Annotated in this window: 15 protein-coding genes and 2 pseudogenes; 11 read left to right on the top strand and 6 right to left on the bottom strand. The window is 69.7% G+C overall.

Going from position 1 to position 14893, the window contains the following annotated elements; translation table 11 throughout:
* Positions 1 to 37: 37 nt before the first annotated feature.
* Positions 38 to 223 (bottom strand): DUF397 domain-containing protein, encoded by a 186-nt coding sequence (locus ACFVHI_RS31485; protein WP_380345100.1) that lies wholly within the window; start codon positions 221 to 223, stop codon positions 38 to 40.
* 2 nt (positions 224 to 225) lie between these two features.
* Positions 226 to 1098 carry a Scr1 family TA system antitoxin-like transcriptional regulator gene (locus tag ACFVHI_RS31480; protein WP_380345098.1) on the bottom strand — a complete coding sequence of 291 codons (873 nt, stop codon included), beginning with the start codon at positions 1096 to 1098 and terminating at the stop codon, positions 226 to 228.
* A 130-nt stretch (positions 1099 to 1228) separates the two neighbouring features.
* On the opposite strand from ACFVHI_RS31480, the gene ACFVHI_RS31475 reads away from it, so the two are divergent.
* Positions 1229 to 1690, top strand: coding sequence for an ATP-binding protein (locus ACFVHI_RS31475; RefSeq protein WP_380345096.1), 462 nt, complete (start codon positions 1229 to 1231; stop codon positions 1688 to 1690).
* Positions 1691 to 1889: 199 nt separating this feature from the next.
* Here the strand turns inward: ACFVHI_RS31475 and ACFVHI_RS31470 are convergent, their stop codons facing one another.
* Positions 1890 to 2177 carry a hypothetical protein gene (locus ACFVHI_RS31470; protein WP_380345094.1) on the bottom strand — a complete coding sequence of 96 codons (288 nt, stop codon included), beginning with the start codon at positions 2175 to 2177 and terminating at the stop codon, positions 1890 to 1892.
* Positions 2178 to 2347: 170 nt separating this feature from the next.
* Here ACFVHI_RS31470 and ACFVHI_RS31465 point away from each other — a divergent pair, with 170 nt between their 5' ends.
* From ACFVHI_RS31465 to ACFVHI_RS31440, 6 genes are all read left to right on the top strand, one after another.
* On the top strand, positions 2348 to 2680 hold the full coding sequence (locus tag ACFVHI_RS31465; RefSeq protein ID WP_244293322.1) for a PadR family transcriptional regulator: 333 nt from the start codon (positions 2348 to 2350) through the stop codon (positions 2678 to 2680).
* The gene (locus ACFVHI_RS31460; RefSeq protein ID WP_380345092.1) at positions 2677 to 3096 is read left to right on the top strand and encodes a hypothetical protein; all 420 of its coding nucleotides are present in this window, start codon (positions 2677 to 2679) and stop codon (positions 3094 to 3096) included. The genes ACFVHI_RS31465 and ACFVHI_RS31460 overlap by 4 nt, the downstream gene beginning before the upstream one ends.
* A 140-nt stretch (positions 3097 to 3236) precedes the next feature.
* Positions 3237 to 4442 carry an RNA-guided endonuclease InsQ/TnpB family protein gene (locus tag ACFVHI_RS31455; protein ID WP_380345090.1) on the top strand — a complete coding sequence of 402 codons (1206 nt, stop codon included), beginning with the start codon at positions 3237 to 3239 and terminating at the stop codon, positions 4440 to 4442.
* Between the two features lie 59 nt (positions 4443 to 4501).
* Positions 4502 to 5161, top strand: coding sequence for a hypothetical protein (locus ACFVHI_RS31450; RefSeq protein WP_380345088.1), 660 nt, complete (start codon positions 4502 to 4504; stop codon positions 5159 to 5161).
* Positions 5162 to 5525: 364 nt separating this feature from the next.
* Positions 5526 to 6155 carry a hypothetical protein gene (locus tag ACFVHI_RS31445; RefSeq protein WP_380345086.1) on the top strand — a complete coding sequence of 210 codons (630 nt, stop codon included), beginning with the start codon at positions 5526 to 5528 and terminating at the stop codon, positions 6153 to 6155.
* A 20-nt stretch (positions 6156 to 6175) separates the two neighbouring features.
* Positions 6176 to 7531, top strand: coding sequence for a hypothetical protein (locus ACFVHI_RS31440; protein WP_380345084.1), 1356 nt, complete (start codon positions 6176 to 6178; stop codon positions 7529 to 7531).
* Positions 7532 to 7612: 81 nt separating this feature from the next.
* On the opposite strand, the gene ACFVHI_RS31435 is transcribed toward ACFVHI_RS31440, so the two are convergent.
* On the bottom strand, positions 7613 to 8416 hold the full coding sequence (locus ACFVHI_RS31435) for an alpha/beta hydrolase (RefSeq protein WP_380345082.1): 804 nt from the start codon (positions 8414 to 8416) through the stop codon (positions 7613 to 7615).
* A 144-nt stretch (positions 8417 to 8560) separates the two neighbouring features.
* Between ACFVHI_RS31435 and ACFVHI_RS31430 the strand changes: the two genes are divergently transcribed.
* Positions 8561 to 9115, top strand: coding sequence for a TetR/AcrR family transcriptional regulator (locus tag ACFVHI_RS31430; protein WP_380345080.1), 555 nt, complete (start codon positions 8561 to 8563; stop codon positions 9113 to 9115).
* A 144-nt stretch (positions 9116 to 9259) separates the two neighbouring features.
* Here ACFVHI_RS31430 and ACFVHI_RS31425 read toward each other — a convergent pair whose 3' ends face one another.
* A complete protein-coding gene (locus tag ACFVHI_RS31425) occupies positions 9260 to 12013 on the bottom strand; it encodes a hypothetical protein (protein ID WP_380345078.1) in 2754 nt (917 codons plus the stop codon).
* Between the two features lie 523 nt (positions 12014 to 12536).
* Between ACFVHI_RS31425 and ACFVHI_RS31420 the strand changes: the two are divergent.
* From ACFVHI_RS31420 to ACFVHI_RS31410, 3 genes and pseudogenes are all read left to right on the top strand, one after another.
* Positions 12537 to 12662, top strand: a pseudogene (locus ACFVHI_RS31420) (flavin reductase family protein); the annotation flags it as partial.
* A 92-nt stretch (positions 12663 to 12754) separates the two neighbouring features.
* Entirely contained in the window at positions 12755 to 13249 is a 495-nt protein-coding gene (locus ACFVHI_RS31415) for a DUF4240 domain-containing protein (RefSeq protein WP_380345076.1), read from the top strand.
* A gap of 42 nt (positions 13250 to 13291) precedes the next feature.
* Positions 13292 to 14059 (top strand): annotated as a pseudogene (locus tag ACFVHI_RS31410) (transposase).
* Between the two features lie 69 nt (positions 14060 to 14128).
* Here ACFVHI_RS31410 and ACFVHI_RS31405 read toward each other — a convergent pair.
* On the bottom strand, positions 14129 to 14560 hold the full coding sequence (locus ACFVHI_RS31405) for a VOC family protein (protein ID WP_380345074.1): 432 nt from the start codon (positions 14558 to 14560) through the stop codon (positions 14129 to 14131).
* Positions 14561 to 14893 lie beyond the last annotated feature (333 nt).

The raw sequence follows: 14893 nt of genomic DNA, 5'->3' as shown, positions 1-14893 counted from the left end.
CCCACCGCTGCCTAGCGGTGGGCCGTTGGGGGACTGCTCAGACCTCAGCGGTCGCGGCGAACGCCACGAACGCCTGCCACGTGGCCGGCTCGAACGCCAGCTGCGGGCCGCTCTTGTCCTTGGAGTCACGCACGTGGACGACGCCGGGGGTCCCCGCCACCTCGACGCAGTTGGCGCCCTCGTTGCCGCTATAGCTGCTCTTGAACCACGCCAGCTCGGCCATGCTCACCGCTCTCCCAGGATCATCTCGATCAAGGCCAAGGACTCCCTCATGTTGAGCGCTTGCCCCCTGAGGGTGCCGTACCGTGCGGCCATCTTACGGACTTCCTCCGGATCCGTGATCAACCTGTTGACGTGCTGGACCTCCACGTAGGCGATCTGCGCGCGTCCGGGCGGGGTCAGCAGCGTGAACGGGCCGCCCATGCCGGCGTTTTCCGTACTCCCGATGGGCATGACCTGCATCTCCAGGCCTCGGATCTCCGAGACCTTGAGGATGTGTCGAAGCTGTTCCTGGTGAACATCCCATCCACCGAGCGGCCGGCGTAGGACGCTTTCGTCGATCACCCAGCTCATGAGCGGAAGCGGCCACCGAGTGAGGATCTCCTGGCGCGCCAGTCGGGCTGCCACCCATTGGTCGATCTGTTCGACGGAGAGCCAGGGCCTGCGCATTTCGTACAGCGCCCGAGCGTGTGCCTCGGTTTGGAGCAAGCCAGGGATGTCGAGTGTGCTGTAGTCGTGGATCTCCAAAGCCTTCGCCTCCTCGAACGTGAAGGCCTTGGAGAACGCAGGGTGCCGTGTGGTGATCCGGATCTTCGCCTTCATCACGTCGTCGGCGATGATCCTCAACGCGCCACCCGCGTTGAGGACTTCCTCCGCCTTCGTCAGGATCTCGATTCTCGGCGTCCGCTTGCCGCGCTCGACCGCTCCCAACTGGTCCTCGCTGTACCCGAGCTTCTCGGCCAGCTCGCGCTGGGTCAGCCCGGCCCGCTCCCGGAAGAGCCTGATCAACTTGCCCACCGCCGCATAGAACTCCGCGACCCCGTCGGAGTTCTCCGCCGTCTCGCCGTCATCGAAGACCGTGCGCTCGACGCCACCCACGACAATCACCCACCCTTTCGACCGATTGATCTGGGCTGGCCGACAGGCCAACCCTCCGCATCCGCACAGGCACTCTCAGTGCTCGCCGAATCCGTGGTCAGCGTACGTCCGGGGCGCCACGATTTTTTCCATGACGACCGACATCCCGCTCGACAGCCCCCGCCGTCACACCATCACCCTCGCCGCCACCCCCAAGGGCGCCGCCATCGGCCGGCGCATCACCAGGCGTCAACTGACCACCTGGGGGCTGAACTTGTCCCACACCGAGCCGTACTACTCGGCTCTCCTGATCGTCGCGGAGCTCGCCGCTAACGCGACTACCCATGGCCGCGTTCCGGGGCGCGGCTTCGAGCTTCACCTCTGTCTCACCACCACCGTGCGCCGGGGCACTACCCTGCGCATCGAGATCTCGGACTGCCGGGGCGACCGCTTCCCGGCTCTGCCCGCCGCCCTCGCCCCCAACTCCCAGTCCGGGCGCGGCCTCACCCTCATCGACGCCCTCGCCGACCGCTGGGGCACCATCCCCCGCCACCCCAACGCGAAGACCGTCTGGGCCGAGCTCGACCTCCCCATCGCCCTCGATGCGTCCTGACGTGACCCCGGGCACCGCGACCGCCTACACCCTCCTCCCGTTCGCACTCCTCCTCGCTCTCCTCGCCTGGGTCTACCCCCTGACCGCCCATCACCATCCCCGCCCGGGCCCCAGGCCCACCGCAACCCCAACCCCTGTTCGCTGACTACGGCATGGGAAGTCGGCCCCACCGACTTCCCGCGCCGAACCCGTCCCGGACTCACCTCCCCGGCAGCCGCCCCTGGCGCGAATACACCGGCGGAGTGCCGTCCGTGAGGACGGGCTCCTCGTAGCACTCGACGCGCAGGTCGCCGCGCAGGTCTTCGAGTTCGTAGAGCGCCTCCTCCAGGAGGCCGTCGGCCCAGGCCTCGATCGACATCGTCGTCAGCGCGTGGTTCGAGACCTGGGAGAGCGGTCCGCGATCCATCGGCTCCCACTCCGGCGTGGTGTCCGAACGGAACATCAGCCGCCACCAGTACGGCTGCCAGTACGGCTTCTTCCGCTGCAACGAGACCAGCTCCCGGTGTCCTTGGGGCGAGGCGGTCGTGCCCCGACATCCGTGAAATGACGGGTTCCGGAGCCGAACGGTTGCTCTGGCATCCGCCCGTGCCAGATACATGGGCCCATAGACGGTATATGCCTATGAACGGTATATGTATCCGCATGACATTACGCTCCATGCAGGAGCCCACGTTGCTTCTGCTCACCGCACTGGCCGACGCGCCTCGGCACGGCTACGCCCTGATCCAAGAGGTTGCCGCGCTCTCGGACGGTCGGGTCAAAATGCGCACCAGCACGCTCTACAGCGCGTTGGACCGCCTGCTCCAGCAGGGGCTGATCGAGGTCGAGCGCGACGAGGTGATCGACGGCCGCGCCCGCCGGACGTACGCACTCGCCGACGCAGGGCGGGACACCCTCGCCGCCGAGGCCGACCGGCTGCGCGCGGTAGTGGCCGAGGCCGACCGGCGTCTGCGCACCACCCGTCCGACGGCCAGGGGGGCCCTCGCGTGAACACCGCCACCACCGGTACCACCGGCACTACCGGCACCGCCTTGCGAGGACTGCGACTGGCCCTGCGGGCCTACCCCGCCGCCTACCGGGCCGAGCGCGGCGAGGAGATCGCCGCGGTCCACGCCGACTCCACCGCCGGCGCCGGCCGACTGGCCGTCATCCGCGAGACCGTCGGCGTCGCCGCGTACGGCCTGCGGGTGCGCACCGGTATCACCGCGAGCAGCACCGCCGGACGCCTGCTCGCCACCACCGCCCCGCTGGCCGCCGCCATGGCGCTCGGTCAGCAGCTGACCGCCCTCGTGTTCCTCCCGGAGAAGTGGCGGCAGGCCACGGCCAACCACTCCTACGCGTTGCAGCACCCCGGAACCGCTTTCGTCGACTGGCACTCCCCGCTGATCGCCCAGACCGTCACCTGATTTCTCCCAGGAGGCTCCGGCCTTCAGGCCGGGGAGGAATGGGTCCTCGGCCCGGAGCCGTGAAGCGGCGGAGTTCTCTGCACATCTGCTCTGACCTGCGCTTTCTGCTGTTGTCGGTGGGGGCTGTTAGGTTGCGGCTCATGACGACGACAGCGGCGGCCGGTGAGGCCGGGTACGCCCGGTACACCTACCGGCTCCGTGTGTCGGCCACCGCCCTCGCACTGCTCGAAGCGGAGTGGGGGAAGTGCCGCTGGGTGTGGAACGAATCTGTGGCGATGTCCCGCAAGGTCCACAAGCACAACAAGGCGACCGCCGCGGAGAAGACCACGTGCGGCCCCGCACAGCTCGACAAGATGCTGACCGGGGCCCGGCAGTCGATGAGCTGGCTGCGCGAGGGCGCGTCCGTTCCGCAGCAGCAGACCATCCGCGACTTCGCCAGGTCCCGCGCCAAGGCGCTCAAGGACATCAAGGCGAAGCTGCCGGTCAAGCAGCGCGCCGGGATGCCCCGGCACAAGAAACTCAAGGACTCCCGGCCGTCGCTGAACTACACGCAGCGCGGGTTCCGGCTCAAGGAGGGCCGGCTGCACCTCGCGGGCGGCATCGTGCTGACGGTGGTGTGGTCGCGTGACCTGCCGTGTGTCCCGTCGAGTGTGCGCGTGTACCAGGACGCGGTCGGGCACTGGTACGCCTCGTTCGTCGTGGCCGCCGAGGTCCGGCCGCTGCCGCAGACCGGTGCGGTCATCGGGATCGACTGGGGCGTGAGGGAGACCGCCACCACCACGTCCGACGCGCATGACCTCCCGCACGCGGAGCACGGCAGGACGGCCGCCCGACGTCTGGCGAAGTACCAGCGGCAGATGGCGCGCCGCCGGGCCCCGAAGGGGAAGGCGCAGACGAAGGGCTACCGCGAGGCCCGGCGGCAGGCCGCGAAGGTCTCCAGGAAGGTCGCCCGGCAGCGGCAGGACACCGGCCGCAAGTGGGCCAAGCAGGTCGTCCGCGACCACGACGCGATAGCCGTCGAGGACTTCCGGCCGAAGTTCCTCGCCAGGACCACCATGGCCGGGAAGGCCGCCGACGCCGCGATCGGGGCGACCAAGCGCGCCCTGATCGAGATGGGCCGCAAGCACGGCAGGTCCGTGCACCTGGTCGACCCTGCGCACACCACCATGGACTGCGCGCACTGCGGTGCGAGAGCCAAGCACCGCCTTCCTCTTTCCGAGAGAACGTATACGTGCACCGCGTGCGGAGTCTCCTCTCCCAGGGACAAGAACTCCGCCCGGGTAATGCTCGTCCGGGCTGGTCTCGACCCGGCTAGTGCTGATCTTGTAAGCCCTGCCCGTCGCTGACGGCCAGGCGAAGTGAGCTAGGAATCCCCGTCCTTTAGGGCGGGGAGGATGTCAATCAGGTGCTCTGGTTGCTGGTCGTGGTAGCCCTGCTGTTCCGCCGGTGGACCACCGTCCGGACCCTGGCCGCCCTGGCCGCCCTGGCCGGAGTGGCCGCCATCGCCCAGTGCTTCGTCCAGCAGCATGCGATGTGGACCGTGGTGCCGGGCTTTCCGCCGGACTACACCCTCCTGATCATGTCGTCCGGCGCGAACGTGTTGTGGTCCCTGCTGCTCTTCGCTGCCCCCGGCGACCTGCTGGAGAGTACGATCGCCCGCCGACCGCGCGCCGCCGTCCCGCCCGCCCTGGTGCTGGTCGCGAGCCTCCTGCTGTCCAACCTGGGCTGCCTCAGCGCACTTCTTCACGAGAGCGCCCTCCCCGTCCTCCCCCAGCCCGTGCTGACGTTGATGGGGGCCTGTATCCCGCTGGTCCTGCTCTCGCTCGCATCCCTCCGCTGGGGCCGGCTGCTGCCGGCCGCGACCGCACTGGCCGTCCTCCCGTCGGTCCTCAGTCTCGGCCTCACCGGCCAGGAGTTCTTCACCTGGTACGACAATGAGCTCGGCAATCTCGGCCTGCTCTGCCAGTACCTCCTCACCGTCACCCTGATCGCCCTGGTGACAGCAGCCGCCGTCCGCTACCTGAAGCCCGCCCCGGGAGCCCCGAGCCGCCTCGGCGCGGCGTAACCCACCGCCGCACTCTCTCGACGCTCCCGACGCTCCCGACTCTCCCGGCGAACGCCGCGCACGACCTCCCCGGTCGGCGCGGCGTTCCGCTTCGCGGACGTTCCCGGCGGCGCCGTGCCGTGCAATGGGCCGCTTGGGCCATGTGGGTGACGGTGGATCAGGCCGTTCCGGTTACGGGTGAGACGTGTGTTCGGGTGGGCAATTCGGTCCAGGTGGGACGTAAGGCGGATCGGTTCGCGCCAGCGGTCGCGTGCCGGGGGTGGCGGTGGGGTCGGTGGTTCCGCCGGGCCGTCGATCATGGCGGGCGGTCCTGCCGCGTCGTGCGGCGGGCCGCATCCGTGTCCCGCCTGTGAGGAGCGCACCTGTGCCCGACGCCACGATCGACCTGCCGATCAGCTTCCAAGTCCCGGAGGCGTTCACCGACCTCGACTTCTCCGTGTCGGCGGAGGCGAACACCAACCGGCTGATCGAGCGGCTGAACATGGTCGACCCGAAGCCGTCGGACGAGGAGATAGGGGCAGCCGTCCTGACCCAGCAGACGATGTACGAGCTGCTGTCCGCCGCCGGCGCCGTCTACGCGGGCACGCTGCTGTACGGGCCGACGAAGGAGAAGCCCGAGGAGAAGCTGGCCTCGGCGATCCTGACCGTCACCGCCCGCCCCAGCGAGCTGTCCAACGAGCAGACCGTCCACCGCCTGGCGCGCACCATGGGCGCCATCTACCCGGACGCCGAGGTCGGCGTCGTCCGGCTCGAAGCCGGCCCCGCGGTGCTGCTCACCGAGGAGCGCAAGGTCGAGCGCCCGGTGAACCTGCTCGGCGACGGCGGCGGCCCGACCGTGGTCCGGCAGCTGCACGTGTTTGTGCCGATCCCCGGACGCCTGGCGATGGCCGACTTCGCGATCGCCACGGAGAACCTCCCCGAGTGGGACTCCTGCGTGGAGATCCTCGCCGAGGTCTGCCGCACGATCACCTTCGACACCGCCACCGCGGCCTGACCGGGAAAGGGGACAGACCCATGGAGATCGAGTACCGGCTCAATGTCGACCTGGAGGCCCTGGGCTACCAGCCGGGCAACCAGGACAAGATCGTCTTCAACGTTCAGAGCGAACTGAACATGTACACCACCAACAGCAAGGACGCGATGAAGATCTGGGGGTGGGACCCGGAGGCGCTGCGCCCCGAAGACCACTACCGGATCGACCAGCTCCTGCGCCTGTACGTCTTCCAGCGCGACCAGGTCATCGACGCACTCCACCGCTTGGACTGGGAGCTTGGAGGCTACGCGTACTCCGACCAGAAGGTCGCACAGGAACTGGCGGACTTCAAGCAGTTCCTGCCCAGGGAGGCTGCCAAGTCTCCCTTCGGGGCGGACCCCGACTTTCCTCGTACGGCGGGCGTGATCGCCTTCCGGCACTCCTCCGTCGCTCGTCGCCTCGGCTCGATACCGTCCCTGGCCATGGGCGGGTATTCGGGCGAGGGTGTCTACTACCGGCTCACCGACAACGGCTACCCCCGGGAGTGGATCAAGGACGAGCGCCTGTACGACCTGATCGACATGGCGCTGGCCCTCCAGGCCGAGCTCCAGCTCCAGTGCCTGCTCACCGACCGCGAGTTCACCCGGGTCATCCAGACCCGTGGCCAGGAGTTCGAGTACCTGAAGGCGGAGGCCGCCCGTAAGGCGGCCGCGGAGCAGGGCGGCAGCTTCTGGTCCGTCTTCGGGGACATCCTGGGCATCGTGTCCGCCGTCGCCGGCGTCCTGGCCCTCATCCCGGTCCTCACGCCGATCGCGGGCCCGGTCGCCGCCGTCACCGCCATCGCCGCGCTCGGCGCCCACACCGTGGACGCCGCGATCAAGGGCGACTGGGACGCGGCCACGATCGTCGGCCTGGGCGCGGACGCGCTCGCCGCCCTGCCCGGTGTCGGCGCGGTCGCCAAGAGCCTCAAGGCGGGCAAGGCCATCGTCAAGACGATCGGCACCGGCGCCAAGGCCTCCTACAAGGCCAGCGTCGGCGTCCGCCGGGCCGGGCTCACCTTCCTCGCCGAGACCGGCGGCTCCGGAGCCTCCGACGCGACCAAGGTGTTCAACTACATCGGCACCAAGGGCGCCAAGGTCGTCGGCGCCTCCGAGAAGGCGGGCAAGCTCGCCGGCAAGGTCCTCCAGGGCTCGGTCAACCTCTCCACCCAGGTCCCGCTGGTCGTCGAGATGTCCACGGGCACGGACATGTCCCAGGCGAAGGAGGGTGCGAGCGGCGCCGCGCTGACCGCCAACTACGGTCAGAGCATCGGCAGTTGGGGCACCGTCGGTGATGCCGCCAAGAAGACGGGCACCGTCTCGCTCGCGACGTTCTCCAAGATCATCGGCCGCCGCTGACCTGTGGGCCGCCGTTCGAGCCCGCCGCCCGCACCTCTCGGGCGGCGGGCCGGGGAGCCGGGGCCGGGCGGTGCCGTCTGCTCAGCCGATGTGGTGCCGGTCGAGCCAGGTGAGGGAGTGGTCGGCGAGTTCGGTCCAGCCGTGGTCGACGGTGAGGGAGTGGCCGCGGTCGTCGAAGCGGTGGTAGTCGGTGACGGCCGAGGACTTGCGGTACTGCTTGTGGGTGGAGCGGGTCAGCACGTCGGGCACGGTGTGGTCGAGCTTGCCGGACAGGAGGAGGAGCGGTCCGCGGTCCTGGTTGCGGGTGTCGACCTTGGCGGGGGAGTGGGGGGCGAAGTTGCTGAGGGCGAGCTGGAAGAGCGGGCGGGCGGGGCTGGGGATGGTCCACTCGTCGAAGAGTGCGTCGGATTCCTGCTGGGGGACGGCGTTGGCGAACGCGTAGCGGAACTGCCCGGGGTTGAGCGAGACGGCGCGCTTGGTGTTGGCCGGGTTGCGCAGGAACGCGAAGGCCGACTTGGCCTGGGCCGGCCCAACGGCCTTGACGCCCTTGATCTGGCCGGGGCCGATCGCGACGGCGGCCCGGGCGAGGTTCTGGCCGAGGAGGTGCTGGGCGATGAAGCCGCCGACGGAGTGGCCGACGAGGACGGGCGGGGTGTCGAGGTCGCGGATGATCCGGGCGTGGTGGGCGGAGATCTCGGCGAGGCCGATGCCGCCCTGGGGGTCGGGGTTCCTGCGGGCCTGGGCGACGGTGGCGGGGACGCCGGGCCATTCGGGGAGGATCGGCTCGTAGCCGGCGTCGCGGAACCGGTCGGCCCAGCCCTGCCAGCTCGTGGAGTGCAGCCAGAGGCCGTGGATGAACATGACCGGGGTGCGGTTGCTGGGCATGGCGGGGTCTCTCCTGGTGCGTGGGGGCTGGGGTTCGGATCGGGATCGGCGGCCGGTCGGGGCCGGGCCGTCCGATCCAAGAAGTAGAAGGAGCGTTCTCTCTACTCCTCCAAGGTAGAACGATCCTTCTGTTAGCGTCAAGCCATGACGACGAGAGACTCCACGCCACCGCGCGCTCGCATCCTGGCCGCGGCGATGCGGCTCTTCTACGCCCAGGGCGTGCGCGGGGTGGGCATCGACCAGCTGATCCGCGAGTCGGCGGTCGCCAACGCGACCTTCTACCGGCACTTCCCGTCCAAGGGCGACGTCGTGCTCGCCTACGTCCACGAGCACGACCGGCTCTTCCGCGCGGCCGCCGCCGCAGTGGCGGACCTTCCTCCGCGCGAGGCCGTGACGGCCCTGTTCACGGGCATCGCCGACGAGTTCTGCGCCCCCGGCTTCCGCGGCTGCCCGTTCATCAACGCCGCCGCCGACTACCCGGACCCCGACCACCCGGTCAGCCGCGCGATCCAGGAGCACATGGACTGGTTCCGCGCCCTGCTCACCGGCCTGCTCGCCGCCGCCGGCCACCCCGACCCCGACCGGGCGGCCGACACCCTGCTGATCCTGCGGCACGGCGCGATGAACCAGAGCCGCTTCACCGCCCCCGCGGCGGTGCGCGAGGCGCTGGCGGCCGCCGTGGACGCCGTCCTCGGCTAGGCCCGGTTCGGCCGAGAAAGCAGGCAGAGTGCGCCACCAGTGGTGGCGCACTCTGCTCTCCCGGCCGCTACGCCCGGCGTATGTGTTGCGTGCGTCGCGTGCGTTGTGTGCGTCGCCGGGGTCGGCCCGGGTGGTGGAGGGCGGTCACTCTCCGGAGCGGTCCTGGCGCAGGCGGGCCGAGGCGAAGGCGGCGATGGGCCAGCCGAGGCCCAGCAGCGCGCCGCCGCCGAGGCTGGCCATGGCCACCGGGGATCCGGCGTTCGCGAGCATCAGGGCGGGTTCCTGCGCGGCGGTGTCGCGCGGGGGAACGGGCGCGGGGTGGGTGCCGGCGGGGTGTTCGGCGGCCGACGCGTCACCGGGGGCGGTGCCGTCGGGGTGGTTGTCCCACTGGCCGGGGCCGGGGTGGTGGTCGCCCCAGCCGCCGTGGCCACCGGAGTTGTTGCCGTCGCAGCCGCCGTGGTCCTGGTCCTCGCAGGGGGTGCAGGCCACGATGGTCACGGTGTTGCTGGTCGCCGTCACCGGGGTGCCGTCGGGGGTGGTGCCGGTGACGGTCGCGGTGTCGGTGATCTTCCCGGCCTGCACGTCGGCGTCGGCGGTGGAGTAGGTCGCGGTGCAGGTCGTGGACGCGCCCGGGGCCAGGGTGGTCACCGGGCAGGAGACGGCCGGAGTGCCCGGACCGGAGTCCGTCACGGCGATCGAACCGAGCGTCGTGTCACCGGTGTTGGTGACGGTGAAGGTGTAGTGCAGGGCCTGGCCGGCGGCGGAGAACGAGGTCTCCTGGACGGCCTTGACGATCTTCAGCCCGGCGTAGGGCACGGTCACCTTGTTGCTGGTCGAGGTGACGGTCCGGCCTCCGGGAGCGCTCCCGGTCACCTGGGCGGTGTCGACGACCTTGCCCGCGGCGACGTCGGCCTCGGTGGTGACGTAGGTCGCGGTGCAGTTCTCGGAGACGCCCGGCGCGAGCGGGCCGGTGGGGCAGGTGACGGTCGGGGTGCCGGGGCCGTTGTCCACCACGCCGATGTTGGTCAGCGGCTGGGCGCCGGTGTTGGTGACCGTGTACGTGTAGTGGATGGTCTGCCCGGCGGCGGTGTACTGCGCCTCGGCGGCCTTCTTCACCACGGTGATCGCGACCAGCGGGGTGTTCACCTTGTTGCTGGTCGTGGTGACGCTCTGGCCGCCCGGGTCGGTGCCGGTGACCTGGCCCTGGTCGGGCACGTTCTGGGCGGCGACGTCCGCCGCCGTCGTGACGTAGGTGGCCTGGCAGGTGGTGGACTGGCCGGGCGCGAGCTGGTTGGTTCCGCAGCCCGAGACGGTGACGCCGGGCGTCAGGTCGGTCACCGTCACGCCGGTCAGCGCGACCTGGCCGGTGTTGGTGACGGTGTACGTGTAGTTGAGCGTCTCGCCCGGGGCCTGGAAGTTCGGCTGGACGGCGGACTTCGTGATGGTCAGCGCCCGCAGCGGCACGACGACCTGGTTGCTGGTCGAGGTCACCGTCTGGGTGCCGACGGTGGCGGTGAGGTTCGCCGTGTCGGTGATCGTGCCCGCCGCCGCGTCCGCGGCGGTCGCGGTGTAGGTGGCGGTGCATTTCTCCGTGGCGCCGGCCGCGAGCGGGCCGGGCGGGCAGGTGACCGTCGGGGTGCCGGGGCCGGTGTCGGTGACCGCGATGTTCGTCAGCGGCACCGAGGCGTTGTTGGTGACGGCGTAGGTGTAGTGGATCGTCTGCCCGGTGACGAACGAGGCCTCCGCCGCGGACTTGTCGATCTCGGGGGTGGGGACGTTGACCAGCACGGTGGTGGTGCAGCCCGTCGCGGTCGCGCAGGTGCCGCCGGCGATCGTCGGCGCGACGTTGTTGGTCAGCGCGAAGTTGCCGGTGTCCGGGCTGTTGACCGTCACCTGGTACTTCACGGTCACGGTGGACCCGGCGGCGGGCGGCGCCGTCAGTGTGCCCGACCAGGTCAGGGTGTTCCCGGTGACGGCGGCCGTTCCGGAGCTGGCGGTGACGGAGCCGGGCACCAGCGTGCCGTCCGTCAGCACGGCCGAGAGGTTGTCACTGAAACCCGCGAAGGTGGCCGGGTTGGTGCCGGTGTTGGTGACAGTCTCGGTGTAGGTCAGGGTGTCGCCCTCGTTCACCGGGCCGGTCGGGGAGACCGACTTGGCGACGGTGTAGGAGGTGCCGGCCGGAAGGTTGCAGTTCCCGCTGTCCTGGGTGGAGGAGGCGCCGTAGAAGGGGTGGCCCGTCGCGGCGATGACAGTGGTGGGCAGCGTCGCGGTCGAGGAGGCGGTCGGCACCGAGTTCAGCTTCTCGATGGTGCCGTTCGCACGGAAGATGTAGACGTTGCCGCCGGACTGGGCCAGACCGTAGATGGAGTCCGGGGTGGTGCCGATCTCGGTGATCGTGTTGTCCGGGTGGATCCGGAAGTAGCTGGTGGGGTTCTGGAAGAACGAATCGAACGCGACCCCGAGGACGTCGCCGTCGGACAGGGTCACGAAGTCACCCGAGGAGACGAGTGTGGCGGGGTAGGAGACGGGGAACAGCGTGCTTACCCCGGTCGCCGGGTTGAGCGTCCAGATCTGGTTCGAGAAGAACGACGCGACGAACAGGCTGCCGTCCGGGCGGGAGCTCAGCGCGTTGAAGTCGGACCCGAAACCCGCGGCCGGACCGGTGATCACCACCGAGCTGGTCTCCGCGCCGGTGGCCGGGTTGATCGTGTACAGCGTCGGCGGGCTTTCGTGCCAGGACACCCCGTACAGCGTCGTGCCGTCCGCACTCCACGCGATGTCCCCGTAGTCCCGCACCAGCGGCACGTCGGACAACTGCGTACCGGTCGGACTGTACGAGTACAGCTGGTCACCGCCACCGCCGGTGTTCACCCACAACGGCACCGGCGGACAGGTCAACGCCCGGGGTCCTGACTTCCCGTCTGCGCCGTTCGCACCGTTCGCGCGGTCCGCGCCGTCCGTGCCGTCCGCAGGTGAGGCGACGGCAGGTCTGACGGATGCCGTCTCCTGCGCCGGGAAGGCGTGCGCCGGGAAGGCTTGTGCCGAACCTCCTCCCCAACCCGCCGTCACGCCGATGACCGCCAGTCCGATCGCCGCGGCGAGCCTGCCGCGCGACCGGCCGCGTCTGATCCCTGCCATACCGTCTCCGTTCCAGTCGGGTGTGGTCACCGCAAGGCGCCACGCCGCAGTATCGAGATAACGCGAGGTGTTTTTGTGAACACTTTGAGTAACGTGACATGGGTTGGCTCGGGCCGCCATCCGGACCCGAACCCCTTGCGACCGCTGGGTGTCGGCCACCTGGCCCCATCGCGGCCCCTCGCGTGGTGCCCTGCGGCCGTCGGCCCCCGGCCACGTGATGGTCTGACCGGTCGACGGGGATCCTTCGGCCCGCACCGAAGGATCCCCGCCCTACCGTCGATGCATCGTCGTCCCCGGCTCCCAGCACGTCGACCCGGCCCGCTGGAGCCCGCTGATCTACAACTTCCGCCACTACTACGGACCCGGCCCCGAGCTCGGCCACAGCTTCCGCACCCAGACGCCCCGCTGAAACCGCTGAAGCTGCTGAAACCGTTGAAACCATTGAAACCGTTCTGCCGCTTGCGCGAGAGAGTGTCAGCCCCACCTGCCAAGGTGACGGGCATGGATCTCGACACCTTCTGGCAGATCATCGACGACACCCGCGCCGGCGCCGCCGACGAGAGCGAACACGCCGACGCGCTCACCGGGCACCTCGCCGGCCTGGCACCCGATCAGATCGCGGACTTCGACCGGCACTACGCGCAGCAGAAGGCCCGCTCCTGCACCTGGCTGCTCTGGGGCGCGGGCTACCTCGTCAACGGCGGCTGCAGCGACGACGGCTTCGACTACTTCCGCGACTGGCTGATAGGCGCCGGCCGCACCCTCTTCGAACAGGCCCTCGCCGACCCGGACAGCCTCGCCGAACTCCTCACCCCCGACCAGGAGGAACTGGAGGCCGAAGACCTCGCCTACGCGGCCACCCACGCCTACCGCCAACTCACCGGCGCCGACCTCCCCTCCAACGGCATCACCTCCGGCCCCCCGACCGGCGAGCCCTGGGAGGACGAAGACCTCCCCACCCTCCTCCCCCACCTGTCAGCCCGCTTCGCCGACTAAGGGTTGTCCCGCAAGTGATCTTGCCGTGGGATGATCTTGGCCGTGGCTGGTGTGATCACGGCGTCTGAGCCGTCCTGGATAGCCCCGTTCGCCGGACTGAGCCCGCGTGCCTTCGGCAAGTTGATGAGGCAGCTGCGCCGCGAGGGCGGCGACGCGCCGGGCCGTGGTCGGCCGTGGAAGCTGTCCCTGGAGGACCGGGTGCTACTGGTGGCCGCGTACTGGCACACCAACTTGACTCTGCGCCAACTCGCGCCGCTCTTCGGAGTGTCGAAGTCCACCGCCGATCGCGTGATCGACCATCTCGGCCCCCGGCTCGCGCTTGCCCCGCGTAGGCGATTCGCCAAGGACGCGGTGCTGATCGTGGACGGGACGCTGGTACCCACCCGCGACCACCAGGTCGCCGAGCAGTCGAAGAACTATCGCTACTCGACGAACCACCAAGTGGTCATCGACGCCGACACCCGCCTGGTTGTGGTGGTCGGCCGGCCCCTGCCCGGCAACCGCAACGACTGCAGGGCATGGGAGGAATCCGGGGCCAAGGCCGCCGTCGGCCGGACAACCACGATCGCCGACGGCGGCTACCCCGGAACCGGCCTCGTCATCCCGCACCGCCGGCCCTGAGGCGGCGAACTGACCGACTGGCAGGCCGAACACAACCACGACCACAAACGGGTTCGCGCCCGCGTCGAGCACGCCTTCGCCCGGATGAAGACCTGGAAGATCCTGCGTGACTGCCGTCTGAGAGGCGACGGTGTGCGCCACGCGATGCACGGCGTTGCCCGCCTACACAACCTCGCTCTCGCGGGATGACTCCCGCCGCATGCGGGACCTGAGAGGTCCCCGGGAGACGGCTCCCCACCTCGCAGTCTCGGAGGAGAATCAGGCGAGGCAGAACTCGTTGCCCTCGATGTCTTGCATCGTGATGCACGACTCGTTGACGCCATCGGCGCGCTGCGTCAGCACGTGTTTCGCGCCGAGCGCCATCAGCCGTGCGCATTCGGCCTCAAGTGTGGCCAGACGCTCCTCACCCACGAGCCCGGCGCCGACCCGAACATCGAGATGCACCCGGTTCTTGACGACCTTGCCCTCGGGAACTCGCTGGAAGAGCAAACGCGGGGCCACACCCGAGGGATCAGTGCACGCGAAGTAGACCTCATCCTCGGGCGGCAGCGATCGCTGGTACTCCTCCCAGGTGGCAAAGCCCTCCGGGACCGTCGGTACGACGTACCCCAGCACCTCGCACCAGAAGGCGGCGAGGCGGACAGGCTCCGCGCAGTCGAAGGTCACTTGGAACTGTTTGATCGTTGACATCGGCGCACAATAACAGGGGCCCTGCTCATCTCCCCAGGTCGGGAGGTCCGTGGAGGCACCTGCTACCCGCTGCCATGTCGTGCGGTCGCAGGGGTGAACCGAGGTCAGCGCCTCCCAAAGGGAACCTGGGATGCGATCCTGGCCAGCCACTCTCATACTGCCAAAGATCAGTTACGGGACAACCCTTAGCCCCCCGCCCACCGGACGTCACGCGCCGGACGTCACGCGCCGTCGTTTCCATCTCGGGGAATTATGTAGACCGACCGTCATATTCCTCGCCCCCCAGCCCGCCAGCCTGGGGCGCCGCGCAGGAAGTCGGCCAGGCCGACTTCC

Origin of the sequence: Kitasatospora sp. NPDC127121 (assembly GCF_042677305.1) — a bacterium.
Lineage (GTDB): Bacteria > Actinomycetota > Actinomycetes > Streptomycetales > Streptomycetaceae > Kitasatospora.
Note: the sequence above shows the minus strand (reverse complement) of the source record. Positions and strands in the feature narration are given on the sequence as shown.

Bases quoted from the DNA above. Each gene is read 5' to 3' on its own strand.
- ACFVHI_RS31435 (WP_380345082.1), bottom strand. From the start codon at position 8,416: ATGCCCAGCAACCGCACCCCGGTCATGTTCATCCACGGCCTCTGGCTG.
- ACFVHI_RS31485 (WP_380345100.1), bottom strand. From the start codon at position 223: ATGGCCGAGCTGGCGTGGTTCAAGAGCAGCTATAGCGGCAACGAGGGC.
- ACFVHI_RS31475 (WP_380345096.1), top strand. From the start codon at position 1,229: ATGACGACCGACATCCCGCTCGACAGCCCCCGCCGTCACACCATCACC.
- ACFVHI_RS31405 (WP_380345074.1), bottom strand. From the start codon at position 14,560: ATGTCAACGATCAAACAGTTCCAAGTGACCTTCGACTGCGCGGAGCCT.
- ACFVHI_RS31440 (WP_380345084.1), top strand. From the start codon at position 6,176: ATGGAGATCGAGTACCGGCTCAATGTCGACCTGGAGGCCCTGGGCTAC.
- ACFVHI_RS31465 (WP_244293322.1), top strand. From the start codon at position 2,348: ATGCAGGAGCCCACGTTGCTTCTGCTCACCGCACTGGCCGACGCGCCT.
- ACFVHI_RS31430 (WP_380345080.1), top strand. From the start codon at position 8,561: ATGACGACGAGAGACTCCACGCCACCGCGCGCTCGCATCCTGGCCGCG.
- ACFVHI_RS31415 (WP_380345076.1), top strand. From the start codon at position 12,755: ATGGATCTCGACACCTTCTGGCAGATCATCGACGACACCCGCGCCGGC.
- ACFVHI_RS31455 (WP_380345090.1), top strand. From the start codon at position 3,237: ATGACGACGACAGCGGCGGCCGGTGAGGCCGGGTACGCCCGGTACACC.